Consider the following 24,487-nt stretch of genomic DNA (forward strand, 5'->3'; position numbering starts at 1 on the left):
TTCCGTTCCCCGTTAATTGTTTGTTGATTCACCGTTGTTAAGTAGCCAGGAGAAAAAGCCATGTATGCCAATCCTTCGAGTCCGCAGCCTTTAGGGTTGCAGCACTTCTTCACCCACTGGATTGTGGGATTGTTTGTCGCGCTTGCGCTGGCTCTGGCCGGTCTGGCGGCCCACGCCGCGCCGCCGCCGGCGGGCACGTCCATCAGCAACCAGGCCTCGGCCACGTACTCGGATGCATCCGGCATAACGCGCACGGTCACGTCGAACGTGGTGCAGACCACGGTGCAGCAGATTGCGAGCTTGACCCTGGCGGCCAACGGCGCGCAGAACGCGACACCCGGCAGCGTGGTGTACTACCCGCACACCCTGACCAACACGGGTAACGGCACGGACACGTTCAACCTGACCACCAGCAATACCGGTGGCTTCTCGATGGCCAGCGTCCAGATTTTTGCCGACAACGGCAGCGGCACACCAACGGGCCCGGCGATCACTTCGACGGGCGCACTGGCGGCAGGCGGTCTCTTCAAGTACATCGTGGTCGCCACCTTGCCGGGCACGGCTACGGCGGCACAGACCAACACCATCACGGTGACCGGCACCAGCGTATTTGACCCGACGAAAACCCAGTCGAACACCGACGTGACCACGGCCACGACCAACGCAGTCGTCACGCTGACCAAGTCGGCCAGCGTATCCAGCGGCTCCGCCGGCACGGCCATCACCTACACCCTGACCTACACGAACACCGGTAACAGCACGGCCACCGCCGTGGCGATCACCGACGTTCTGCCGACAGGCCTGACCTATACCGCAGGCTCTGCACGTTGGAGCGTGACGGGCGCCACGGCGCTGAGCGACGCTGGTGCCTCCAGTGGTTCTGCACCCAACACCCTGACTTCGGGCTACACCCTGGGCACCAAGACCTTGCTGGTCACGCTCAACCAGGTAACGGCTGGCCAATCTGGCACCATCAGCTTCGGCGTGACCGTGGCCGGGGGAACTGCACCCGGCGTGCTGAACAACACCGCCACGACGTCCTACAACAACGGCGCTACCACGGTAACGGGCGGCTCCAATACGGTGCCGTTCACGGTGCTGCAGACCGCCGCCGTGACGCTGACCGGCACCACGGTGCCTGGCCCGGCCGCGCCCGGCTCGACGGTAAGCTTCACCAACACGGTGACCAATACCGGTAACGGTTCCGACACCTTCAACATGACGCTGAGCACGGGCAACTTCCCGGCCGGCACGACCTTCCAGCTTTACAAGAGCGACGGCGTCACGCCGTTGGTCGATACGAATAGCGACGGCACGGTTGACACCGGCCCGCTGGCCGCAGGCGCCACCTACAACGTGATCCTCAAGGCCACGCTGCCGCCGAACGCGACCAACACCGGTGCGCCTTTCATCATTGCCAAGACGGCCACCTCGGTGTTTGATCCGACCAAGACGGCCACCACCAACGACCAGTTGACCGCCGTGACTGCCGCGGCAGTTGATGCGACCAACAATCTGCCGACCGCCGTGGGTGTTCCCGGCGTGGGTGTGTTTGCCAACGGTGAAGGTGCCGCGCAGGTCACCAACACGCTGAACCCGGGCGCTTCGACGGTCTTCACCATCGTGGCCAACAACACCGGCCCGTCGCCGGACAGCTACAACCTGGGCGCCAGCACGGTGAACACCTTCGCCAGCGTGACGCTGCCCGCTGGCTGGACGGTCAGCTTCCGCGCCGACGGCGGCGTGGGCAACTGCTCGACCACCGGCGCGACCATCACCAACACCGGCTCCGTGGCCGCCGGCGGCAACGTCGTCGTCTGCGCGGTGGTGGGTGTGCCGGCCGGCTTTGCGGCAGGCACCACGCAGCTGTATTTCCGCACGCTGTCGCCCACGTCGAACGCTTCAGACACGCTGCATGACGCCGTGATCGTGAGCGCTGTCCGCTCGGTCACCCTGACGCCCAATGGCGCCGGCCAGACCTACCCGGGCGGCTCCTACGTCTACAGCCACACCTTGACCAATACCGGCAACGTGCTGGAAGGCAACGGCACAGTCAGCACGCTGACCCTGGCCGGCGCCGACAACCAGGCCGGCTGGACTTCCGCGCTGTACTACGATGCCAACGCCAACGGCGTACTCGACGCGACCGACCCTCAGATCAGCAGCACGCTGCACGCCGCGGGCGTCCTGCCTGCGGGTCTGGCTCCCGGTGCATCGATCACGGTGTTCAACAAGGTGATCGCTCCTAGCGGTGCAACCCCCGGTGCAGTGGACGCCACGACCATCACGGTCACGACCACCAATGGCAGCTACGCGACGACAGTTCCTGCCGTGGCTACTGCGGTTGACAGTACGACCGTGATCGCCGGCAACCTGACGCTTACCAAGGCGCAATCCCTGGACACGGCTTGCGCAGGCGCCAACGGCGGCACGGTCTACGCGGCGGCTACCCTCAGCGCCCGTCCCAACCAGTGCGTGCTGTACCAGATCACCGTGACCAACGTGGGATCCGCGAATGCGACCTCCGTTGTGGTGTCCGACGCGACGCCTAGCTACACCACCCTGAGCAGCGCTGCGGCAAGCACGGTAGGTACCGTGACCGGCCCCTCCGCAGGCGCAGCGGGCACCGTCACCGCGACGATCGGCACCCTGACCCCTGGTCAGTCGGCTGTCGTGACTTTCGGTGTACGCATCAACCCCTAACCCGGGACTGACCTCAAGCGCGGGAAGCGAAAGCTTCCCCGCTTTTCAAAGGGCACGGCCGCGTGCCCTTTGGAAAGCGACGCCCTGTCGAAAACCGAACAACAAGCCCATCAACCATGCTTCCTCGCCCGCTGCGCAAGCTGCTGATCTCCTGCATGTTGCTGCTCTTCTGGGCAGCAGCACAGGCAGCGCCGACCCCGGCGGGGACGGTGATCAGCAACACGGCGACGGCGACTTTTGTGGACACGGCGACGGGCCTGACGGTTCACCTCAACTCCAACACCGTGAACACCACGGTGGCGACGCTTGAAGCGCTCACGCTGGCATCCAGCCAGAACCTGTTGATCGGCGTAGGTTCGTCATTCACGATCAACCATAACCTTGCCAACACCGGCAACAGCACGACGAACTACCTGATCACGGCCAGTGTGTCCGGCGGCAGCGCCTTCACACCGCTCAATGTCCAGGTGGTGCTGGACGTCAATGGCAACGGTCTGGTGGATGCGGGTGAACCCGTGGTTCCTGCCGGAAGTCCCGTGATGGTTGCCGTTGGCGCCAATGCCGGATTGCTGATCACGGGCCAGATCCCGCCGGGCGCGACGCCTGGCCAGACGGCCCAGATTACCCTGAGTGCGTTGAGCCAGGTCCAGGGGGCCAGCGCGACCAACACCGATACGATCAATCTCACCAATGGTGCGGCAATCCAGGTCAGCTATTCAGCCTCGTCGGCCACCGCTACTCAGGGTGGTGCTCTCAGCTTTACCGCAAGGGCCATCAACAACGGAAACATGGCGGCCAGCCCGGCGAATGTGCTTGTCAATGGCGCACCGGTGGCGCTTTTTATCCTGCGCGCCCCGGTGCCGGTCAACACGGCCTTTGTCTCGGCCCTGCCGTCTACCAGTCCCGGTGCCCAGACGCTGTATCACCTGCTGGGCGGAGCGACCAACAGCTATGTCACGGCAATACCCGGTGGTGCCACGGTGGATGCCGTTGCCTGGGGCATTGCCGCGTTGCCCCAGGGCGGATTGTTCCAGGGAACATTTAATGTCAGCGTGAACGCCAACGCGTCCGGCAATGTGTCGGGCACGGCCTATGCGGACTGGACTGACGCCGCTGCACCGTTGACCACCACCAGCAATATGGTGGTGCTGCCGTTGCCGGCATACGCGGCAGACATCCTTTTCTACAGCAACGCCTCTTATGCCAACCGGACCGCCCTCGGTACGCCGGGCCATCCACTGTTTGTGCAGGCCAATGCTGCTGTGTGCAACGCTGACTCCACGACAGTAGGTACGGTGCCCATCACGCTGGTGAGCCGGCTTACGGGAGATTCGGAAACCTTTACGGCTGTGGAAACCGGCCCCAACACTGGCATCTTCCGCATCATGCCGAATGTTCCCACAGCCAATGCGGCGACGCACATCGTGGCTTCCGGCGACGGCATACTGGAAGTGCTGCGAAACGACACGGTGACGGCCACGATTTCCTCCTGCGGCGGCATCACCGTCTCGGCGACGACCACGCTGCTGGTGGATCCTTCCGGCATCGTGTTCAATTCATCCACCAACCAGCCTGTTGCCGGCGCCACGGTAGCGCTGATCGACGTCACCGGTGCCGGCAATGGCGGGGTTCCCGGTGGGCCAGCCGTCGTGTTCCAGATAGATGGGGTAACGCCGGCTCCCAGCGTTGTCGTGACAGCTGCCGACGGGTTTTATGAATTTCCGCTGGTGGCCAACAGCACATACCGGCTGGTAATCACCCAACCGGCGGGCTTCACCTTTCCATCGCTGCTTCCTGCCGGGGTACAGCCTGCGGGTCGGCTGATCGATACACCGGGCTCTTACGGGGGCAATTTCGTCGTGGCGGGTGTGCCTGTGCATTTCGACGTACCCCTGGATCCAGGTGCGAATGCGGGTGGCCTGTTTATCCAGAAAACAGCCAACAAGAAGACAGCAGAAGTCGGGGACTTTGTTGACTACTCGATCAAGTTCAACAACGTCAGCGCAGGGGCACTCCCCGGTGTTGTGGTCAGCGACAGCCTGCCTGCCGGCTTTGCCTATGTGCGCGGCACGGCACGGCTCAACGGCGTGCCCCTTTCAGACCCTTCAGGCGGTGCGGGTCCCAGCCTTCAGTTTGCGGTGGGTGCCATCGCCTCCGGCTCGCAGCCGACGCTGACCTACCGCGTGCGCGTCGGCGTGGGCAGCCAGGGCGGCGACGGCATCAATACGGCGCAGGCCGCCAGCGGAGTGGTGCGGTCCAACCGGTCCAGCGTTCGCGTCCAGGTCGTCGGCGGTGTGTTTTCCAACAAAGCCTATGTGATCGGCAAGGTGTTTGCCGATTGCAGCCGTAATGGTGTGCAGGACGCGGGTGAGCCAGGCATTCCGGGCGTTCGGATCTATCTGGAAGACGGCACCTATGCCGTGACGGACGAGGAAGGCAAATACAGTTTCTACGGCCTCGAGCCACGCACCCATATCGCCAAGATCGACAGCATCACATTGCCTGCAGGTGCTTCGCTCCAGGTGCTCAACAACCGGAATGCCCTGGATGCAGCCAGCCGTTTTGTGGACTTGATCAATGGCGAACTCCACAAGGCCGACTTTGCCATCGCCGAATGCACGCCTGCCATTCAGGAGCAGATCGCGCTTCGCCGAAAGGCCTTGGGCAATCCGTCGGAGATCGCCCAGGCTGCAGGCCAGTTGCTGCAGTCCAGCCGTGCAGCCTCGGTGGACAGCCGGACGCTTCCCTCCAGCGGCGTGCTCGGTCTGCCCGGAGCACAGAAAAACAATACTCCCGCAGGTTCGGTGGCACCGCTGCCGGGCACCCTGGGCGCAGTGGGCGATCCGGGCGGACCATACGCGCCTAACGCCCAGGGGTTGCCCAAACCTATTTACACGCCTTTGGAGGTCGCGTCGGAGTCTGTGCCACCTTCCGCGGTTTCCGCTGCCGAATCACTACAGGCAGTCGTTCCACTGGAAGATCTCCTGCCGGAGCTCAATGGTGAAACGGGTTTTGTCGGGCTGGTCAACGAGCAGGTGTTGCCTTCAGCCCAGACCCGCGTCCGGGTGAAAGGCCCGCTAGGCGCCACGTTTGAGGTCACCCTCAATGGGCAACTGGTACCCGCCACACAGGTAGGCAAGAAGAGCAGTCTTGAGAAGAACCGCGTCGTCGCCTGGGAATACATCGGTGTTGACCTCCGGCCCGGCCGCAACACGCTGGGTGTGCGCGCTGTTGACGGTTTTGGCAATGCACGTGGAACGGCGCAAGTCACGATCCTGGTTCCCGGTGCCCTGGCAAAGATCGAAGTTGGCGCGCCTGCGCAGCTGATTGCTGACGGTGCGACTGCCGTCCCTGTCACCATTTCGCTGCGCGATGCGCAAGGGCTGCCGGTGGCCGTGCGAACCCAAGTGACGCTGCAGGCAAGCCTTGGCCAGTGGCAGACTCCCGACCTGGATGCACGCCAGCCCGGCACGCAGGTCTTCGTTGAAGGTGGTGAGGGCCGCTTTTTGTTGTTGCCACCAGCCCAGCCCGGAAAGGCGGAGCTTGGTATTGCCAGCGGCACCGTCAAGTCTGTGGCGGCCATCGAGTTCATGCCCAACCTGCGGCCCATGATTGCGGCCGGTATTGTGGAGGGCACCCTCAACCTGCGCAGCCTCAATCCTTCCGCATTGCAACCCGCGCAAAGCGGCGATGTTTTTGAACGGCAGATCCGGAGCACGTCGCGCAGCTTTGCGGGCGGCAAGGGCGAAGCGGCTGCGCGGACTGCGCTGTTCCTCAAAGGCAAGGTGCTCGGCTCTTCCCTGCTGACGCTGGCCTACGATTCCGACAAGCCTTCCGATACGGCGCTGTTCCGCGATATCCAGCCCAACCAGTTTTACCCGGTGTATGGCGATTCGTCGGCGCGTGGCTTTGACGCCCAGTCCACCGGCAAGCTCTACGTGATGCTGCAAAACGGCACCAACTACGCACTGCTGGGCGACTATTCAACCCAGAGCGACAACGCCGCACGTCAGCTCACGCAATACGCGCGCGCCCTGAACGGTGTCAAGGGCCGTTACCAGGAAGGCGCAGTGACCGTGGAAGGTTTTGCAAGCCGCACGGCGACGACACAGCTGGTGCAGGAATTCCGCGCCAATGGCACTTCCGGGCCGTTCCGGCTCAACATCAACGGCGTGGTTAATAGCCAGCAGGTCGACATCCTCACGCGAAGCCGCAGCCAGGCGTCGGTCATCATCAATGACGCGCCGCTGGCGCAGTTCACCGACTACGAAATCGAACCTTTCAGCGGCCAGCTCCTGCTCAAGACTCCGGTTCCGAGCGTGGACGCCGACCTGAATCCGATCTTCGTGCGGGTCAGCTATTCGGTGGACTCGGGCGGCCCCAAACATACGGTCGCCGGCGCCGATGCGCGCCTGGAAGTCCTTCCGGGTATATCGCTCGGCGCGACGGCGGTGCAGGACACCGACCCCGCCAATCGCCAAAACCTCAGCGGGTTGAACGTGACGGCGAAGCTGGGCGAAAAGACCGTGGCCACCGGTGAAATCGCCCGCAGCAGCACAGATCTGCAGGGCAACGGCTCAGGCCAGCGCGTGGAAGTCCGCCATGATGACCAGGCGCTGCAGGCGCGCGTCTGGGGTGCGCGCACCAGTGCGGGTTTTTACAACCCCAACAGCGTGCAGTCGGCCGGGCAGTCTGAATACGGCGCAAAAATCGGTTACGCGGTGGATGACAAGAACAGGCTTGTCGCTGAAGCGCTGCGCACTGCCAACAGCGTGACAGGCGCGGCACAAACCGGCGCGGACCTGAAGCTCGAACACAGCCTGCCCGGAAATGTGAAGGTGGAAGTTGGCGTGCGCTACAGCAGCGCCAACACCGCCGCTGCGCTTTCCGGTCCGGCCTTGCCTGGCAGTACCGTTCCGGTGACGCCTTCCGCCACGGCGCTGGCTTCAGGCTCGTCCGAGGAGGTGGGTTACACCACGGCGCGGGTCAAGGTGACGGTGCCGGTTCCGGATGTGCCCCAAGCCGACGTCTACGGCCTGGCCGAATACGCGATCGACGGCAGCGGCGGCCGGGAGATCGGCGTCGGCGGCAACTATGCCATTAATTCCACAACGCGTCTGTATGCGCGCCATGACTTCATCAATAGTCTGAAAAGCATTTACACGCTCAATGCGTCGACTTCGCAATACACCACCGTTGCCGGTATCAACACAGAACTGTCGGACAGCACGCAGCTGTTCAATGAATACCGCATGGGCGACAGCATCAACGGCCGCAGCAGTGAAGCAGCTGTTGGCCTGCGCAGGCTCTGGCGCCTGGACAGCGGCGTCGGTCTGACAGCCAGCTTGCAACGCATCAAGCCGTTGTCGGGTGTGACCATTGACGATTCCAGCGCCGTCACCATCGGGGCCGACTACACGGCCGCGGCCACCTGGAAAGCGTCCGGCCAGGTGCAGTGGCAGACATCGACCACTTCGAGCAGCTGGCTGCTGACGGGCGCGCTGGCCAACAAGCTGGACGACAGCTGGACCCTGCTCAATCGCGGCCTCTACAGCGAGCAGACCAACCTCGGCGCCACGGGCGGCAAGCGTGAATTGATTACAGCCCAGTCCGGCGTGGCCTATCGCCCGGTGAGCACTGACGTGTGGAATGCGCTGGGTCGCATCGAATACAAAAAGGATTCGGACAGCACCCTGGGCCCGGGCGTCAGCCGCGATGAGTCCGGGCTGATTCTTTCCACACACCTCAATATTCAGCCCAGCCGCAGCTGGGTGACGAGCGCGCGCTATGCCGCCAAATGGGGCCGCGACAAGTCCAACGGCATCAGCAGCCGCTCCTTTACACAGTTGATCGGCGGCCGCTCCACCTGGGACCTTACCGAGCGCTGGGACGTCAGCCTGCAGGCCTACCGCATGTGGGGTAACGGTGCTGCGGAGACCGCGGTGGGCGTGGAAGTCGGCTACCTGGCCTGGAAAAACATGTGGGTGTCACTGGGCTACAACATCAAGGGTTTCAGGGCCGCTGACCTGGCGGGTGAAGCCTACACCCAGCGCGGTGTCTACCTGCGTGTACGCTTCAAGTTTGACGAGAATGTGTTCGAACCCGCTGGCACGGCTACTGCCTCACCTACCAACACGGCGGGCCCCAAATCATGATGTTCTTTCAGCGTCCAGGCTTCTCCCTCCATGCGCTTCGCCTGCGCCCGCAGTCCCGCAGGGTGGGGCGCATGGCATGGGCCGCTGTCATCATGCTGGTGGCAGCGCCGTGGGCGATGGCTCAGACGACCCTTAATTACACCGGCGCCCTGCAGACCTACACCGTTCCTGCGGGGGCGGGCGGCGTGATCATCCAGGCCAACGGCGCGGGCGGCGGCAGCGGTGGCAATGATTTGAACGGCGACGGCGGCGCTGGCGCCGCGGGTGCGCGGGCCACCGGCACTTACTACATCGCTCCCGGCACCGTGCTCAACGTGGCCGTCGGACAGGGTGGCCGGCCCGGCAACACATCGCAAGGTGCTTTTACCTGCGCCAACGCGGCGGGCGCGGGCGGCCTTGCGGGCGGTGCTCCGGGCTGGGCCGGCGGCTCCGGTGGCCAGGCCGGCTGCAGCGGCTGGTCCGGCGGCGGTGCTGGCGGCGGTGCCGCCAGCGTGGTGGCCACGGCCGCCAATGCCAGGCTGATCATCGCCGGCGGCGGTGGCGGCGGGCAGGGCGGCGCGCTCGACGTGCCGGGCCGCGCCGGCCTGCCGGCAGCGATAACGATCGGCACCTTGCAAGGCGGGGCCGGCACCGCCGGCACGACGCGTGTCGGCGACGGTTCCGGCGGCGGCGGTGGTGGCGGCGGTTGTGCGGCCGGTGTGGGTGGCGCGGAACTGGTGGACAGCAGCGGTGCCAACGCCACCCGCCAGGCCACGGGAGGCGGCTCCTGCCGCGACACGGTGCTGATTTCAGCCTTCACCGCGAGCGCCTCGGCGGGCGGCGCGGGCGGCGCTTCCGTAACCGGCACAGCGCCGGGTACAGGCAACCCCGGCGGCAATGGCTCCGTCACCATCACGCCGATTTACCCCACGCTGACCGTCAGCAAGTCTCAGCCCAGCCCGGCGCTGCAGGTGGGCGCCAACAGTGTCTACACCCTCACGGTGGCAACCACCACCACGACGCCGGCCTTTGTGGCGCGCGTGGTCGACCAGCTCCCTGTCAACATGACCTACGTCAGCAGCAGCGGCACCGGCTGGACCTGCTCGACCGCGGCCAATGCCGGCGGCACGCTGGTGACCTGCGATTTCGTCGGCACCATCGCCGCGAGCGGCGGCACCTCGACCCTGCAAATTACGGCAAGACCGACGAGCAACATCACGGTCACCAATTACACCGCCGTGGATCCGGCCGGCGGCACCAGCCCGCCGACAGCCACCACCTGCACTGCCGCCAACACGCCGAGCGCCGGCTGCGCTGCGCCCGTGGTCAGTACGGTAGCCCTGGGTTTCGGCGGCAACGTTTACAGCGACCCCAACCACAACAGCAACCTGGATGCGGGCGAGGCCGGCATAGGCGGAGCCAGCGCGCTGTGGGTCAAGCTTGCGCCGCGCACGGGCGGCACTTGCACTGGGCCGGCCACCGTGGCTGCATCGGTCAACCTCACCACCGGCGCCTACAGCTTCACCAACATACAGCAGGGCAACTATTGCCTGATCGTGGACGGCAACAACACGCTGAGCGACATCGCGGCTGCGTATCCGGCCGGCTTCATCGGTACGCAGAACCCCACCGGCGTGATTCAGTTCAGCATCGTGGGCGCGCCGCCCCCACCGCAGAACTTTGGTCTGTACAGCGGCAGCACGCTGAGCGGCAACGTGTTTGCCGACAACGGCGCGGGCGGCGGCACTGCCAACAACGGCGTGAAGGCCGGAACGGAGCCCGGCCTGGCCGGCATCACCGTCAACGCCATGCAGGGTGCGACGACGGTGGACACCGAACCCACTGCCAGCGATGGCAGCTTCATTCTGTGGATTCCCGGTGTCACCAGCGGCACCGTGGTCATCACGCCCGTGCTGCCGGCCGGCTACACCGCCACCGGCGGCTCGGCCGGTACCACGGGCGGCAGCTACACCCGGCCCAGCGTCAGCTACACCGCCGGCGCTGGCCTGGCCCGCACCGGCATCAGCTTCGGCATGGTGGCGCCCAACACCCTGAGCCCCAATGGCGCGCAAACCGCCCAGCCCGGCACGGTCGTGTTTTACGCCCACACCTACACCGCCGGCACCGGCGGGCAAGTCACCTTCTCGATGGCCAACACCGCCACGCCGGCCAGCCCTGCGTGGAGCCAGGTGCTGTATCAGGACAGCAATTGCAACGCAGCGCTGGAGGCCAGCGAGGCGCAGGTCACCACAGCTCTCACCGTCACCGCCGGGCAGACCGTCTGCCTCATCGTCAAGCAGTTCGTGCCCGCTGGGGCCGGCCAGGGCGCGCAGAACAGCGTAACCTTGAGCGCGGCCTTCAGCTACACCAACGCCAGCCCGGCGCTCAGCGTCAGCACCCTGCTTGTCACCGATATCACCACCGTCGGCCAGGCTGGCGACCTGTCGCTGGCCAAGCTGGTGAGCAACGTCACCCAGGCTATCGCCTCGGCCACCAGCGTAAACGCCAGCCCTGGCGACACGCTGCAGTACACGTTGACGGCCACCAACAACGGCACACAGGCGCTGTCCACGCTGTTTGTGAGCGACTCGACCCCGGCGTTCACCGGCTTCGTCTCCACCGCCTGCCCAGGCGTGCTGCCCACGGGCATCACGGGCTGCACGGTGACCACGCAACCGGCCGTGAACGCGCAGGGGGCATTGAAGTGGACTTTTACCGGTTCGCTGGCCTCTGGGGCACAAATCGTCGTCACTTACCGTGTCAAGGTCGATCAGTAGGCTTCCCTGGTGCTCACAGAGGCGGAAAACGGCTTTTTTCAGGCTGTTCTGTAGTTTTGGCCATTGACATCGAATATGTGCCTGGGCAGCTATTAAGTTGGGGGCTTGGGAAGCAAAGTTCATCACCAGATGAGCTGAGTTCCTAAACTCCTAAATAGATAGCTGCTTGCGCTTTCCTACATTGGGTTGCAGGAGATTTTCTCTTAAACCTCTTCAGCCCGCACCAAACTCATCACCCAATTCACCGGCTCGCTGCCTCGCCGTGTGGATGGCGCGCATGAACAGCATCTTGACGCGGTCCTGCTCCATGGAGGTCAGCGCGGCGTAGGTGGTGCCCCCTTTGGACGTGACCTGGGCGCGCAGGGTCTGGGGCGTCTCGTCGGACGCCTGCAGCAGCGCCGAAGCGCCTACAAAGGTGCCGACGGCAAGCTTGCGCGCTTGTTCCGGCGCAAGGCCCATGTCCGTGCCTGCCTCGATCATGGCTTCCACAAAATAAAAGACGTAGGCCGGGCCGGAGCCCGAAATGGCGGTGACCGCGTCCAGATGGGCTTCCTCGGTGAGCCACAGGAAATCCCCTGTGGGCTTGACCACCTGCTCGACGGCCAGCCTGTCATCGTCTGTCACGGCATCCCGCGCAAACAGCGCCGTCATGCCTTTGCCGACCAGCGCCGGCGTGTTGGGCATGGCGCGCACCACGCGCTCGGTGCCCAGCCAGCGCGCGATGCTGCTGGACCGCACGCCGGCTGCCACGCTCAGGTGCAGGGCGGTTTTGGTGTGAAAGCGTGTTTGCAGGGCTGCATCCTTGAAAGTCTGCGGTTTTACAGCCCAGACCACCAGGCCGGCGCTGGCCAGTGGCGCGCCGGGTTTTTCATGCACCTGCACGCCGAATTGCCGGGTGAGCTTGTTGCGTTGCTCCTCAAAAGGCTCGACCACCTGGATCTGGCTGGCTGGCATGCCCTGTTTAAGCAGGCCGCCAATGATGGCGCTGGCCATGTTGCCGCCGCCTATGAAGGCAATGTGTTCGTTGCTTGTGCGGGAAGTGGAGGTCATGCGTTGTCAATCCAAAAATTCAAAGGCCAGCCACTGGCTGATTTGCCGGGAGCTGAAATTGTCGTCGCTAATGAAGACCAGGCTGCGATTTCCGTTGGGCAGTACCGGGCCCCAGGCCATGCCTTCCGTATTGTCCAGACGTTCCAGCCGGAGGCCGGGCCCCGGGCCGGTGAAGGTGGAAAAGTCGGCGATCAGTGTTTTGTCCACCGCGCGATAGGTGCCAGTCTGCAGGACAGGCGTTGCGAGCGTGTCGGATCCCTGCCGGGTGTCGATAAGGTACAGGCGCAGCGAGTTACCTGCTTGCGGGCCCCAGCCGGCCATATAGGCCCGCTCCAGCACCAGCATGCGGTCGGCATCGAGCATCAGGATTTCCACCACACCGTTGTCGGCATAGGTGGCTGGTGCGACAGGTGCGCGCGGAATGGCGTCGGGCACATACGCGATTTGCCGCAATGCTTTCCCGCTGGCAAGGTCAATTTGGGTGAAGCGGCAGGGCCCGCCCTTCGCTTTCACCGTGGGTACGGGTCCATCTTGACGGAAAGCGTTTTCCATGGCGATCCAGGCGGTCTTGTCATCGGGTGTCAGCGCCAGGCCTTCCAGCGCCAGATTGACGCGCGGCCCCCGGATGAGATGAAACTCAAACATGGGCGGCAGCGTAAATTCGCGAACCATCGTGCCGTCAGTCCGGCTTTCGCGCAGCTCCGGTGCCACGCCCGCCAGGGAGTGCCCCTTACTGGTCCACAGCAGCGTCTGGCTGGTGGGGCGCCAGCGAATCGCCTCCGGGTCGGGAATCTGGATGCCCCGCAATACGGCCGCATACGCGTCGCCATTGCCTTCGCGCAGGGTGGTGACGCTCAGCAATTCCGGCTGGCCCAGGCTGTTCATGTCCAGCGCGATGCGTGCGGTGTAAAACCGCGCGGGGTTGACGTCGGAGCCGTCGTCGCTGATCAGGTAATACAGGTCGCTGGCGGCGTCGTAGTCGATGCCCGAGAGCCCGCCCACCGTGGTGCCCTGGAATTGCAGCCGGTGTGGAATGCGGGATTCACCGATCAGGCGCAGGCGTGTTCGAGGCGGCTGGGTGGCTGCGGCCACCGGTTGCGGCGCTCCGCAACCGGCCAGGCCCAGCACAGCGGCCGCGCCGGCTCCGAGGACCAGCCGGCGCCTGGAGGGTGTTGTGGAGTAAGGGTTCATGCGGCCAAGTCTAGCGGCCGCGCTTGAGGGGAGTGTGACAAGCGCAGGCGCGCAAATCGTGTCGGGCAGGGCCGCGCTTACTGCAGCACGGTCTGCCGCACTGCCTGTTCCCACCGCGCCATCAACTCAGCGGCCCGGTCCGCGCCCAGAGTCGGCAAAAACTTGCGCTCGGCGCGCCACATGCCTGACAACTCGTCGGTGCTGCCGTACACGCCGCTGGAAAGCCCCGCCAGGTAGGCGGCGCCCAGCGCGGTGGTTTCAATCACGGCCGGACGGATCACCGGTATGCCCAGCAGGTCGGCCTGGAATTGCATCAGCAGGTCGTTGACGCAGGCGCCGCCGTCTACACGCAGCTCGGCCACAGGCGCTGCGCCGGCACTGACCGCGTCGCGGCTCATGGCCTGCAACAGCGCTGCGCTTTGGTAGGCGATGCTTTCGAGTGCGGCGCGTGCGATGTGGGCCACCGTGGTGCCGCGCGTGAGGCCGGTGATGGTGCCGCGCGCGTCCGGTTTCCAGTAGGGTGCACCCAGGCCGGTGAAGGCCGGAACCATCATCACGCCGCCTGAATCAGGCACGCTTTCGGCCAGCGCCTGCACTTCGGCGCTGCCTTTGATGGCGTGCAGGCCGTCGCGCAGCCACTGCACCACGGCGCCGCCAACAAACACGCTGCCTTCAGTGGCGAACTGCGTTTGGGTTGTTGCCTGGGCTGCGCTGGTGGTAAGCAGACCGTTGCGTGAGGTTTGAAACTGGCTGCCCGTGTGCATCAGCATGAAGCAGCCGGTGCCGTAGGTGTTCTTGGCCATGCCGGCCTTAAAGCAGGCCTGACCGAAGAGGGCACTTTGCTGGTCGCCGGCAACGCCGCCGATGGCAATGGCGTGGCCCAGCAGGTCGGGCCGCACGTCACCGTAATGCGCACTCGACGGCAACACCCTGGGCATGAGCGAGGCCGGTATGCCCAGCAGGTCAAGCAACTCATCGTCCCACTGGTTGGTGTGCACATTGAACAGCATGGTGCGTGACGCATTGCTGACATCGGTGGCGTGCAACGCGCCGCCGGTGAGTTGCCACATCAACCAGCTGTCGATGGTGCCGAAGGCCAGTTCGCCGCGCTCGGCCTGCGCGCGTGCGCCGGGCACGTTGTCCAGCAGCCATTTGAGCTTGGTGCCAGAAAAATAGGCATCGATCAGCAGCCCGGTTTTGGACTGGATCAGCTTTTCCTTGCCGCGCTCACGCAACTCGGCGCAGGTGGCTTCCGCGCGCCTGTCCTGCCAGACGATGGCGTGATGAACCGGCAGGCCGGTCTTGCGGTTCCAGAGGGCGGTGGTCTCGCGCTGGTTGGTGATGCCCAGCGCGCGGATGTCACTGGCCTTGATATGGGCCTTGGCCAGCACCTCGCGGGCCGTGGCCAGCTGCGTGCGCCAGATCTCCATCAGGTCGTGCTCGACCCAGCCTGGCCTGGGGTAGATCTGCGGCAACTCCTGCTGGGCCAGGGCCACGATGTGGCCGTGTTCGTCAAACACGATGCTGCGGGAACTGGAGGTTCCCTGGTCGAGTGCGAGAAGGTATGTCATGCGCTGGAGTGTATGAAAGGGTGGCAGGCGCGCACAAGTGCGCGGGGCTCAGGAATGGGCCACTTCACAGTTGACGTCCGCCTCTTCCAGCAAGGTGGGGAATGGCTCGGGCGGAGGCATGTCGGTAAACAGCCGGTCAATCTGGGAAAGCGTGGCCAGCTCCACCATGGCGGGCCGGTTGAACTTGCTGCTGTCTGCCGCCAGCCAGACTTCGCGGGCATGCTCGATGATGGTCTGGGCAACTTTGACTTCGCGGTAGTCGAAGTCGCGCAGGGAGCCGTCAGGCTCGATCCCGGAAATGCCGATGATCGCGATGTCTACCCGGAACTGGCGTATGAAGTCGACTGCCGCTTCGCCCACGATGCCGCGGTCGCGTGAACGCACTACACCACCGGCGACGATGACTTCGCAATCGGTATTGCTGCACAGGATGCCGGCCACGTTCAAATTATTGGTGATGACCCGCAGTCCCTTGTGGTGCAGCAGGGCCTTGGCGATGGCTTCGGTGGTGGTGCCGATATTGAGGATCAATGAGCAGTCGTTCGGAACACGCCGGGCCACCGCGCGCGCGATGCGCGCCTTGCCTTCGGCGTTAAGGCTTTCGCGCTGGCGGTGCGCAATGTTTTCGATGGTGGAGCTGGGCACCCGCACGCCGCCGTGAAAGCGCGTCAGCAAGCCTGCTTCCGCCAGGCGCTGCACATCCCGCCGGACGGTCTGCAGGGTCACGTCCAATTTTTCTGCGAGCTGCTCGACGGAGGCCGAGCCATGGGTTCGCACGACGTCGAGGAGCTTGATTTGCCTGGGATTGGAGTTCACGCGGGTTCAAGTTTGATGGAATCGTGGAGGTCTGGAAACTTTATATCGAAACAAAAGGAAACAGATAAGGGAAAACAATTAGATAAAACAATCACAAAAGAAGAAAAATAGAAAAAAACCGAACTTCGTCCAAGTTTCGCCGGGAGCCCTTCTCTTGTCTACTGCTTCTTTTTGTTTGCCTGCCGCTGCCCCGGCACAGAGGCTCCACCGCCGTTTCGGGTCGCTGCGACGCATTCTCAATGGCCGGTTGCACAGAGGGGGCGCGTGATGCAGCTGTCCCTGGACCACGTCAGCAAAAAAGTCGGCGCCGAACAATGGCTTTATGAAATGAACCTTGCGCCGCGCAGCGGCGAAGTCACTGTGTTGCTGGGCGCGACGCAGGCCGGGAAAACCAGCCTGATGCGCATCATGGCGGGTCTGGATGTCCCCACGCAGGGAAAAGTCCTGGTGAACGACGCCGATGTGACCGGCATGCCGGTTCGCGAGCGGAACGTCGCCATGGTCTACCAGCAGTTCATCAACTACCCGTCGCTACGGGTGGCGGACAACATCGCCTCGCCCCTCAAGTTGCGCGGCGAAAAGAACATTGACCGGACGGTGCGAAAACTGGCCGAACGCCTGCATATCGAGATGTTTCTGGACCGCTACCCTGCGGAGCTGTCGGGCGGGCAACAGCAGCGGGTGGCCCTGGCGCGTGCACTGGCCAAGGGGGCTCCCCTGATGCTGCTGGACGAGCCGTTGGTTAACCTGGACTACAAGCTGCGCGAGGAACTGCGCGAAGAGCTGACCCAGCTTTTTGCCGCCGGCGATTCCACCGTGATCTACGCCACCACCGAGCCTGGCGAAGCCTTGTTATTGGGGGGCTACACCGCCGTGATGGACGGTGGTGAACTGCTGCAGTACGGCCCGACCGCCGAGGTCTTCCACTCGCCACGATCCTTGCGCGTTGCGCGTGCGTTCAGCGATCCGCCCATGAATCTGATAGCGGCCCTGCCCGCAGCGCAAGGCCTGCAGCTGGCGGCAGGGCCTACCCTGGCGCTGGCCTTGCCCGATGCGCCGGCGCAAAACCTGGCCACCCTCACGGCCGGTGTTCGCGGCAGCGCCCTGCGCGTCCAAAAGCGTGAGGGTGATGTGGCGCTGCCGGGAAAGGTCGAGTTGGCTGAAATTTCGGGTTCCGACACTTTTGTCCACGTTGCCACGGCGGTGGGTGAGCTGGTGGCCCAACTGACCGGCGTGCACTACTTCGAGCTGGGTGCGCCCATCACCTTGTTTCTCAGCCCCGCCCAGGTGTATGTCTTTGATGCGACTGGTGCCTTGCTTTTGGCGCCAGAGCGCAAGGGAGGACTCGCATGAAGCACCTTTTTGCAACGACTTCTGTGCTGCGGAGGCCTTATGGCGCGTATTGATCTCGACCTGGCCCACGCCTACCGGCCGAATCCGCGCGAAGACAGCGACTACGCGTTGCTCCCGCTCACCATGAGTTTTCGCGATGGCGGCGCTTATGCGTTGCTGGGCCCGTCGGGCTGCGGCAAGACCACCATGCTCAACATCATGTCGGGCTTGCTTGTGCCGTCGCAGGGCACGGTCAAGTTTGACGGCGTAGATGTGACGCACGCCTCGCCGCAGCAGCGCAATATTGCGCAGGTGTTCCAGTTTCCGGTGATCTACGACACCATGACGGTGGCTGAAAACCTGGCGTTTCCGCTGCGCAACCGCAAGGTGCCGGAAGACCAGATCAAAAAACGCGTTGGTGAAATTGCCGAGATGCTGGACATGAGCGGCCAGCTCAACCACCGCGCGGCTGGGCTTGCGGCAGATGCCAAGCAGAAAATCTCGCTGGGCCGCGGCCTTGTGCGGCCCGATGTGTCTGCTGTGCTGTTTGACGAGCCGCTCACGGTGATCGACCCGCACCTGAAATGGCAACTGCGGCGCAAGCTCAAACAGATTCACCATGAATTGAAGCTCACCCTGATTTATGTGACACACGACCAGGTTGAGGCATTGACCTTTGCCGAAGAAGTGGTGGTGATGACGCGCGGCCGTGCTGTGCAGACGGGCTCGGCCGATGCGTTGTTTGAGCGCCCCCGCCATACGTTTGTAGGCCACTTCATCGGATCGCCCGGCATGAACTTCTTGCCGGCCACCGTCGTCGGTGGCGCGCTACGCGTCGCGGAGCGGCCGTTGGCGCTGCCACCCGAGCGCGCCATGCCCGACGGTGAGCTCAAGCTGGGCGTTCGACCTGAATACGTGGTGAAGACAGCGCCCGGCGATCCGGCCGCATTGCCTTTTACTGTCACGCTGGTGCAGGACATCGGCACGCACTGGATGCTGACGGCGCGGATCGGTGAACACACGATCAAGGCCCGGTTGAACCCTGCTTCCCGCGCGCCGCAAGTTGGCGAGGAGGTCTGGCTGCAGGTGATGGGGCCACACACCTGCCTGTACCTCAATGACGAACTGGTGGATGCATGAGCACGACGACTAAGCCCGTTAATCAGAAGGCCTGGCTGCTGGTGCTGCCCGTCATCATCTGCGTGGCGTTCTCCGCCATTCTGCCGCTGATGACCGTGGTTAACTATTCGGTGCAGGACATCATCTCGCCCGAGCGGCGCGTGTTTGTCGGCACTGAGTGGTTTGTATCCGTCATGCGTGACGAAGAACTGCATGCGGCGCTCTGGCGGCAACTGACGTTCTCGCTGGCCGTGCTGGCGGTCGAAATTCCGCTGGGCATCGCACTCGCGCTGTCCATGCCGGCGCAAGGCTGGAAGGCCTCGTTGGTGCTGGTGCTCGTTTCGCTCTCGCTGCTGATTCCGTGGAACGTGGTGGGCACTATCTGGCAGATCTATGGCCGGGCTGACATTGGCCTTTTGGGCGCGATGCTGCAAAAGATGGGCTTTGACTACAGCTACACCGGCAATGCCACGCACGCCTGGGTGACGGTGCTCATGATGGATGTCTGGCATTGGACGCCGTTGGTGGCGCTGCTGGGCTATGCCGGTTTGCGCTCCATTCCCGACGCCTACTACCAGGCCGCGCGCATCGACGGCGCCAGTAAATTTGCGGTGTTCCGTTATATCCAGCTACCCAAAATGCGCGGTGTGCTGATGATTGCCGTGCTGCTGCGCTTCATGGACAGCTTCATGATTTATACCGAGCCTTTTGTGTTGACGGGCGGCGGGCCGGGCAATGCCACGACATTCCTTTCGCAATATCTCACGCAAAAAGCCGTCGGCCAGTTTGACCTGGGCCCGGCGGCGGCGTTCTCGCTGATTTACTTTTTGATCATCCTGCTGCTGTGCTTCATCCTCTACAACTGGATGCAGCGCGTGGGCACGCAAGAGAAAGAGGGCGTGGAATGAACTCACCTAACGCACCCAGATTCCAGGCGCGCACGCTGTTCCTGATCGCGTACATCCTGTTTGCGCTGCTGCCCATCTACTGGATGGTCAACATGAGCTTCAAGACGAATGCTGAAATTCTGTCGAGCTTCTCGTTTTTCCCCCAGGACTTTACCTGGAACAACTACAAGACCATCTTCACCGACCCGTCCTGGTATTCGGGCTACATCAACAGCCTGATTTATGTGGCCATCAACACCGTGATTTCGGTCACTGTGGCCCTGCCGGCCGCCTATGCGTTTTCGCGGTACAGCTTTTTGGGCGACAAGCATGTGTTCTTCTGGCTGCTGACCAACCGCATGACACCGCCGGCGGTGTTTTTGCTGCCCTTCTTCCAGCTCTACACTACAGTGGGGCTGATGGACACCCACATCGCGGTGGCCCTGGCGCATCTGCTGTTCAACGTGCCGCTGGCGGTGTGGATCCTGGAGGGGTTCATGAGCGGGATCCCGCGCGAGATTGACGAGACCGCGTACATCGACGGCTATTCATTCCCCCGCTTCTTTGTCCGCATCTTCCTGCCGCTCATCAAGGCCGGTGTCGGTGTGGCGGCGTTCTTTTGCTTCATGTTCAGCTGGGTCGAATTGCTCCTGGCGCGCACACTGACCAGCGTCAATGCCAAGCCCATCGTCGCGACCATGACACGGACGGTGTCGGCATCCGGCATGGACTGGGCCACGCTGGCGGCGGCCGGCGTGCTGACCATCGTACCGGGCGCCATCGTGATCTGGTTTGTGCGCAACTACATCGCAAAAGGCTTCGCAATGGGCAGGGTATGACCCCGCGCGAAGGAACAGGAGAGACCCTATGACTATCACTCGGTATATCAAGCGGCCGCCGCGGATCTGGCTTTGCCAGGCCGCTTGCGGCGCCCCCTTGAGGGGGAGCGCCGAAGGCGTTCGGGGGGGAGCCCATGTTTGACTGGATGGCCTGGACGACGCCAGTGGCAATTTTCTTTACGTGCATCGTGCTGATGCTGGTGGGCATGACGGTGTGGGAATTGAAATCTCCGACAACGATACGGCGCGGCTTTTTGCCGCTGGAAACCACCCGCGGTGACCGGCTTTTTATCGGCCTGCTCAGTGCGGCCTACGTCAACCTCATCTTTGTGGGCATCAGCGGCAAGCTGGCCGGGTGGCTGGGTCTGGAGGGCGACCCGTCGATCTGGATCAGTTTTTTGCTGTCGATGGCCCTGCTCGCACTTGTCATGCGCAAGGGATAGAAATCTTGAAAAGGAACCCGGCTCATATTCCCCGGAGCCGAATAAGCCTTCAACCACGGGGAGTGAACCAATGAGGAGACAAATCATGAAGATGCGTTATACGGCCCTGGCAGTGGCCGCAGTGTGTGCCATGGCCAGCCCGGGGTGGGCCGACGAGGCGGCTGCCAAGAAGTGGATTGACAATGAATTCCAGCCCTCTACCCTGAGCAAGGACAAACAGCAGGCGGAAATGAAATGGTTCATTGACGCGGCCAAGAAACTGCAGGCCAAGGGCGTGAAGGAAATCTCGGTCGTGTCCGAGACCATCACCACCCACGAATACGAATCGAAGACGCTGGCCAAGGCCTTCGAGGAAATCACCGGCATCAAGGTCAAGCACGACCTGATCCAGGAAGGCGATGTTGTCGAGAAGCTGCAGACTTCCATGCAGTCCGGCAAGTCGATATACGACGGCTGGATTTCCGACTCGGACCTGATCGGCACCCACTACCGCTATGGCAAGGTGATGAACCTGACCGACTACATGGCGGGCAAGGGCAAGGAATACACCAACCCGGGCCTGGATCTCAAGGACTTCATCGGCACGAAGTTCACCACCGGCCCGGACGGCAAGCTGTACCAGCTGCCTGACCAGCAGTTTGCCAACCTGTACTGGTTCCGCGCCGACCTGTTCGCGCGCAAGGACTTGCAGGACAAGTTCAAGGCCAAATACGGTTACGAGCTGGGCGTGCCGCTGAACTGGAGCGCCTATGAAGACATCGCCGAGTTCTTCACCAACGACGTGAAGACCATCGACGGCAAGCCGATTTACGGCCACATGGACTACGGCAAGAAGGATCCGTCGCTCGGCTGGCGCTTTACCGACGCGTGGCTGTCCATGGCCGGCACGGCCGACATCGGCACGCCCAACGGCCTGCCGATTGACGAATGGGGTATCCGGGTGGCGGCCGACAAGTGCACGCCGGTGGGAGCCTCGGTAGCGCGCGGTGGCGCGACCAATTCACCGGCTGCTGTTTACGCGTTGACCAAGTACGTCGACTGGATGAAGAAATATGCGCCTAAGGAGGCCACCGGTATGACCTTCGGGGAAGCCGGCCCGGTGCCGGCCCAGGGCCAGATCGCCCAGCAGATTTTCTGGTACACGGCCTTCACCGCCGACATGACCAAGAAAGGCCTGCCCGTGGTGAATGCCGACGGTACGCCGAAGTGGCGTATGGCCCCCGGCCCCAACGGCCCCTACTGGAAACAGGGCATGCAAAACGGCTACCAGGACGTGGGCAGCTGGACTTTCTTTGCCGCGCACGACGAGAACAAGACGGCCGCCGCCTGGCTGTACGCGCAGTTCATCACCGCCAAGACCACGTCGCTGAAAAAGACCATTGTTGGCCTCACGCCGATCCGCGAGTCGGATATCCAGTCCAAGGCCATGACCGACATGGCGCCCAAGCTGGGCGGCCTGGTCGAGTTCTACCGCAGCCCCGCCCGAGTGGCCTGGTCGCCGACTGGTACCAACGTACCCGACTACCCCAAGCTTGCGCAGCTGTGGTGGAAGAACGTGGCCCAGGCAGTGACCGGCGAGAAGACGCCGCAGGCAGCCATGGACACGCTGGCGGGCGAGATGGACGACGTGATGGGCCGCCTGGAGCGCGCCGGCATGGCCAAGTGCCCGCCCAAGCTCAACCCCAAGGGTGATCCCGCCAAATGGCTGAGCGACAAGTCGGCGCCATGGGCCAAGCTGGCCAATGAAAAACCCAAGGGCGAAACCATCAACTACGACAAGTTGCTGCAGGCCTGGAAAGACGGAAAAGTACGCTGATCGGATGGCCGTGCGGTGCGTGAGCGCTGCACGGCTTTTTTTCTGGATTCAGGTTATTGCAACAAGCGCAGGGTAAGCTCGGCGCACTTTTTACCAATGGGTTTGTATGGAAACGGGAAGCAAAGCCCATGACGACTGAATTAGCGCCTGCGCAAACGCGGCGCCAGGATTTAATGGCCCGGCTTGCCGAGCCGTACCACTACGACATCGCGATCATTGGCGGCGGCGCTACCGGCCTGGGGGTCGCACTGGATGCGGCCGCCCGCGGGTTTTCTGTCGTGCTGGTCGAATCGCACGACTTTGCCAAGGGCACATCGTCCCGCGCCACCAAGCTGGTGCATGGCGGTGTGCGCTACCTCGCGCAGGGCAATATCTCGCTGGTGCGTGAGGCCTTGCACGAACGCACCACGCTGCTGGCCAACGCGCCGCATCTGGCGCAGCCCTTGCCCTTTGTCATGCCTTCCTACAAGTTCTGGGAGGCGCCGTTCTACGGTATCGGGCTCAAGATGTATGACGCGCTGGCTGGCAAGGCGGGTCTGGGCGCCACGGAATTCCTGAACCGGCAAGAAACTCTTGCCTGCCTGCCGACAGTGCAGGCTCAAGATCTCAAGGGCGGCGTCAAGTACTGGGATGGCCAGTTTGATGACGCGCGGCTGGCGTTGGCGCTAGCCCGCACGGCGGCGCGGCAGGGTGCGTTGCTGGTGAATTACTGCGCGGCAACGGGCCTGATCCATGAGGGCGGCAAGCTGGTCGGCCTGCATGCACGGGACCAGGAAACGGGCCGCACATTCGAAATCCGCGCCAACTGCGTGGTGAACGCGGCGGGTGTCTGGGTAGACCAGTTGCGGCTGCAGGATGGGCAGGCCATAGGGCGGGACGCCAAACCCATGGTGGCACCCAGCCAGGGTGTTCATATTGTGGTGAATCGCTCGTTTTTGCCTGGCGACCACGCCCTGCTGGTGCCCAAGACGGCCGACGGCCGGGTGCTGTTTGCAGTGCCATGGCTGGGTAAAACCATTCTGGGAACCACGGATACGCCGCGCCACGACCTGGCCCGCGAGCCGCTGCCTTTCCGCGAAGAAGTTGACTTCATCCTGCGCGAATCGGCTCGCTACCTGAGCCGCGCGCCCGGTCCGGCTGACATTAAAAGCATCTGGGTGGGGTTGCGGCCCCTGGTCAAGCCGCCGGATGAGGATGCCGGAAGCACCCAGGCGTTGTCGCGTGAGCACACGGTGCTGGTCAGCAAAAGCGGCCTGGTCACGGTGACCGGCGGCAAGTGGACGACCTATCGGGCGATGGCTGAAGATGTCCTGGCTAAGTGTTTTGGCGCGGCGTTGCTGCCAACACGCGGGGCCGGCGTCACCACAAACTTGAAGTTAGTTGGCGCTCACAATTCGAATCACAAAATTAGCGAGGCACCAGGGTCTCATCTGTATGGCAGCGAGGCGTCCGCCATGGAAAACCTGCCGGGTGCCAGCCGCGAATTAGGCGGTGGGCTGACGGAGGCAATGGTGCGTTTCGCTGCCCGCCATGAATATGCCCGCACCGTTGAAGACGTACTGGCACGGCGTTCCCGTCTGCTGTTTCTCGACGCGGCACTGGCCAGAACCCTGGCGCCGGAAGTGGCCACTCTGCTACAGCAGGAAAACGGCGTGGATCCCCAGCTGGACGAATTCCTGACGCTGTGTGGCCAATACCTCAGCCTGCCAGCCTGAATTGCCGCAGTTGCCGTCCTGCAAAGGAGGCGGGCGAATTGGATGCCCGGGCGGATTTATGCTCTCTTTTTGATAGCTGCTTGCGCACGCCCCT

14 protein-coding genes are annotated in these 24,487 nt (G+C 63.4%); 10 read left to right on the plus strand and 4 right to left on the minus strand.

All coding sequences use genetic code 11. The annotated features are described in order from the left end of the window. Nucleotides 1-60 precede the first annotated feature (60 nt). From AC1DY9_RS10390 to AC1DY9_RS10400, 3 genes are all read left to right on the plus strand, one after another. On the plus strand, nt 61-2,703 hold the full coding sequence (locus tag AC1DY9_RS10390; protein ID WP_457281409.1) for a beta strand repeat-containing protein: 2,643 nt from the start codon (nt 61-63) through the stop codon (nt 2,701-2,703). Between the two features lie 116 nt (nt 2,704-2,819). Then, nucleotides 2,820-8,858, plus strand: a complete 6,039-nt coding sequence (locus AC1DY9_RS10395) for an SdrD B-like domain-containing protein (protein WP_457281408.1) — start codon at nt 2,820-2,822, stop codon at nt 8,856-8,858. Further along, complete coding sequence (locus AC1DY9_RS10400) at nt 8,855-11,614, plus strand: hypothetical protein (RefSeq protein WP_477666469.1); 2,760 nt, start codon at nt 8,855-8,857, stop codon at nt 11,612-11,614. Before AC1DY9_RS10395 ends, AC1DY9_RS10400 begins: the two co-directional genes overlap by 4 nt. 213 nt (nt 11,615-11,827) lie before the next feature. On the opposite strand, the gene proC is transcribed toward AC1DY9_RS10400, so the two are convergent. The 4 genes from proC to AC1DY9_RS10420 form a co-directional block, all read right to left on the minus strand. Next, on the minus strand, nt 11,828-12,664 hold the full coding sequence (gene proC, locus AC1DY9_RS10405) for a pyrroline-5-carboxylate reductase (RefSeq protein WP_457281406.1): 837 nt from the start codon (nt 12,662-12,664) through the stop codon (nt 11,828-11,830). Between the two features lie 6 nt (nt 12,665-12,670). Further along, nucleotides 12,671-13,855 (minus strand): esterase-like activity of phytase family protein, encoded by a 1,185-nt coding sequence (locus AC1DY9_RS10410; RefSeq protein ID WP_477666470.1) that lies wholly within the window; start codon nt 13,853-13,855, stop codon nt 12,671-12,673. Between the two features lie 77 nt (nt 13,856-13,932). Continuing rightward, nucleotides 13,933-15,426, minus strand: coding sequence for a glycerol kinase GlpK (glpK, locus tag AC1DY9_RS10415; protein ID WP_477666471.1), 1,494 nt, complete (start codon nt 15,424-15,426; stop codon nt 13,933-13,935). A 48-nt stretch (nt 15,427-15,474) separates the two neighbouring features. After that, on the minus strand, nt 15,475-16,242 hold the full coding sequence (locus AC1DY9_RS10420; protein ID WP_457281403.1) for a DeoR/GlpR family DNA-binding transcription regulator: 768 nt from the start codon (nt 16,240-16,242) through the stop codon (nt 15,475-15,477). Nucleotides 16,243-16,509: 267 nt separating this feature from the next. Here AC1DY9_RS10420 and AC1DY9_RS10425 point away from each other — a divergent pair, with 267 nt between their 5' ends. The 7 genes from AC1DY9_RS10425 (at nt 16,510) to AC1DY9_RS10455 (ending at nt 24,393) form a co-directional block, all read left to right on the plus strand. Further along, entirely contained in the window at nt 16,510-17,595 is a 1,086-nt protein-coding gene (locus AC1DY9_RS10425) for an ABC transporter ATP-binding protein (RefSeq protein WP_477666472.1), read from the plus strand. 39 nt (nt 17,596-17,634) lie between these two features. Further along, nucleotides 17,635-18,714, plus strand: a complete 1,080-nt coding sequence (locus AC1DY9_RS10430; protein ID WP_457281402.1) for an ABC transporter ATP-binding protein — start codon at nt 17,635-17,637, stop codon at nt 18,712-18,714. Next, entirely contained in the window at nt 18,711-19,601 is an 891-nt protein-coding gene (locus tag AC1DY9_RS10435; protein WP_457281401.1) for a carbohydrate ABC transporter permease, read from the plus strand. The genes AC1DY9_RS10430 and AC1DY9_RS10435 overlap by 4 nt, the downstream gene beginning before the upstream one ends. Continuing rightward, a complete protein-coding gene (locus tag AC1DY9_RS10440; protein WP_457281400.1) occupies nt 19,598-20,419 on the plus strand; it encodes a carbohydrate ABC transporter permease in 822 nt (273 codons plus the stop codon). The genes AC1DY9_RS10435 and AC1DY9_RS10440 overlap by 4 nt, the downstream gene beginning before the upstream one ends. Nucleotides 20,420-20,553: 134 nt before the next feature. Further along, the gene (locus tag AC1DY9_RS10445; RefSeq protein WP_457281399.1) at nt 20,554-20,862 is read left to right on the plus strand and encodes a DUF2160 domain-containing protein; all 309 of its coding nucleotides are present in this window, start codon (nt 20,554-20,556) and stop codon (nt 20,860-20,862) included. Between the two features lie 85 nt (nt 20,863-20,947). Then, entirely contained in the window at nt 20,948-22,678 is a 1,731-nt protein-coding gene (locus AC1DY9_RS10450) for an ABC transporter substrate-binding protein (RefSeq protein ID WP_457281398.1), read from the plus strand. Nucleotides 22,679-22,806: 128 nt separating this feature from the next. Continuing rightward, complete coding sequence (locus AC1DY9_RS10455) at nt 22,807-24,393, plus strand: glycerol-3-phosphate dehydrogenase/oxidase (RefSeq protein WP_477666473.1); 1,587 nt, start codon at nt 22,807-22,809, stop codon at nt 24,391-24,393. The last annotated feature ends 94 nt before the right edge of the window (nt 24,394-24,487 follow it).

Source organism: Polaromonas sp. P1_F6 (assembly GCF_056405695.1).

Bases quoted from the DNA above. Each gene is read 5' to 3' on its own strand.
- AC1DY9_RS10390 (WP_457281409.1), top strand. From the start codon at position 61: ATGTATGCCAATCCTTCGAGTCCGCAGCCTTTAGGGTTGCAGCACTTC.
- AC1DY9_RS10395 (WP_457281408.1), top strand. From the start codon at position 2,820: ATGCTTCCTCGCCCGCTGCGCAAGCTGCTGATCTCCTGCATGTTGCTG.
- AC1DY9_RS10400 (WP_477666469.1), top strand. From the start codon at position 8,855: ATGATGTTCTTTCAGCGTCCAGGCTTCTCCCTCCATGCGCTTCGCCTG.
- proC (WP_457281406.1), bottom strand. From the start codon at position 12,664: ATGACCTCCACTTCCCGCACAAGCAACGAACACATTGCCTTCATAGGC.
- AC1DY9_RS10410 (WP_477666470.1), bottom strand. From the start codon at position 13,855: ATGAACCCTTACTCCACAACACCCTCCAGGCGCCGGCTGGTCCTCGGA.
- glpK (WP_477666471.1), bottom strand. From the start codon at position 15,426: ATGACATACCTTCTCGCACTCGACCAGGGAACCTCCAGTTCCCGCAGC.
- AC1DY9_RS10425 (WP_477666472.1), top strand. From the start codon at position 16,510: ATGCAGCTGTCCCTGGACCACGTCAGCAAAAAAGTCGGCGCCGAACAA.
- AC1DY9_RS10430 (WP_457281402.1), top strand. From the start codon at position 17,635: ATGGCGCGTATTGATCTCGACCTGGCCCACGCCTACCGGCCGAATCCG.
- AC1DY9_RS10435 (WP_457281401.1), top strand. From the start codon at position 18,711: ATGAGCACGACGACTAAGCCCGTTAATCAGAAGGCCTGGCTGCTGGTG.
- AC1DY9_RS10440 (WP_457281400.1), top strand. From the start codon at position 19,598: ATGAACTCACCTAACGCACCCAGATTCCAGGCGCGCACGCTGTTCCTG.
- AC1DY9_RS10445 (WP_457281399.1), top strand. From the start codon at position 20,554: ATGTTTGACTGGATGGCCTGGACGACGCCAGTGGCAATTTTCTTTACG.
- AC1DY9_RS10450 (WP_457281398.1), top strand. From the start codon at position 20,948: ATGAAGATGCGTTATACGGCCCTGGCAGTGGCCGCAGTGTGTGCCATG.
- AC1DY9_RS10455 (WP_477666473.1), top strand. From the start codon at position 22,807: ATGACGACTGAATTAGCGCCTGCGCAAACGCGGCGCCAGGATTTAATG.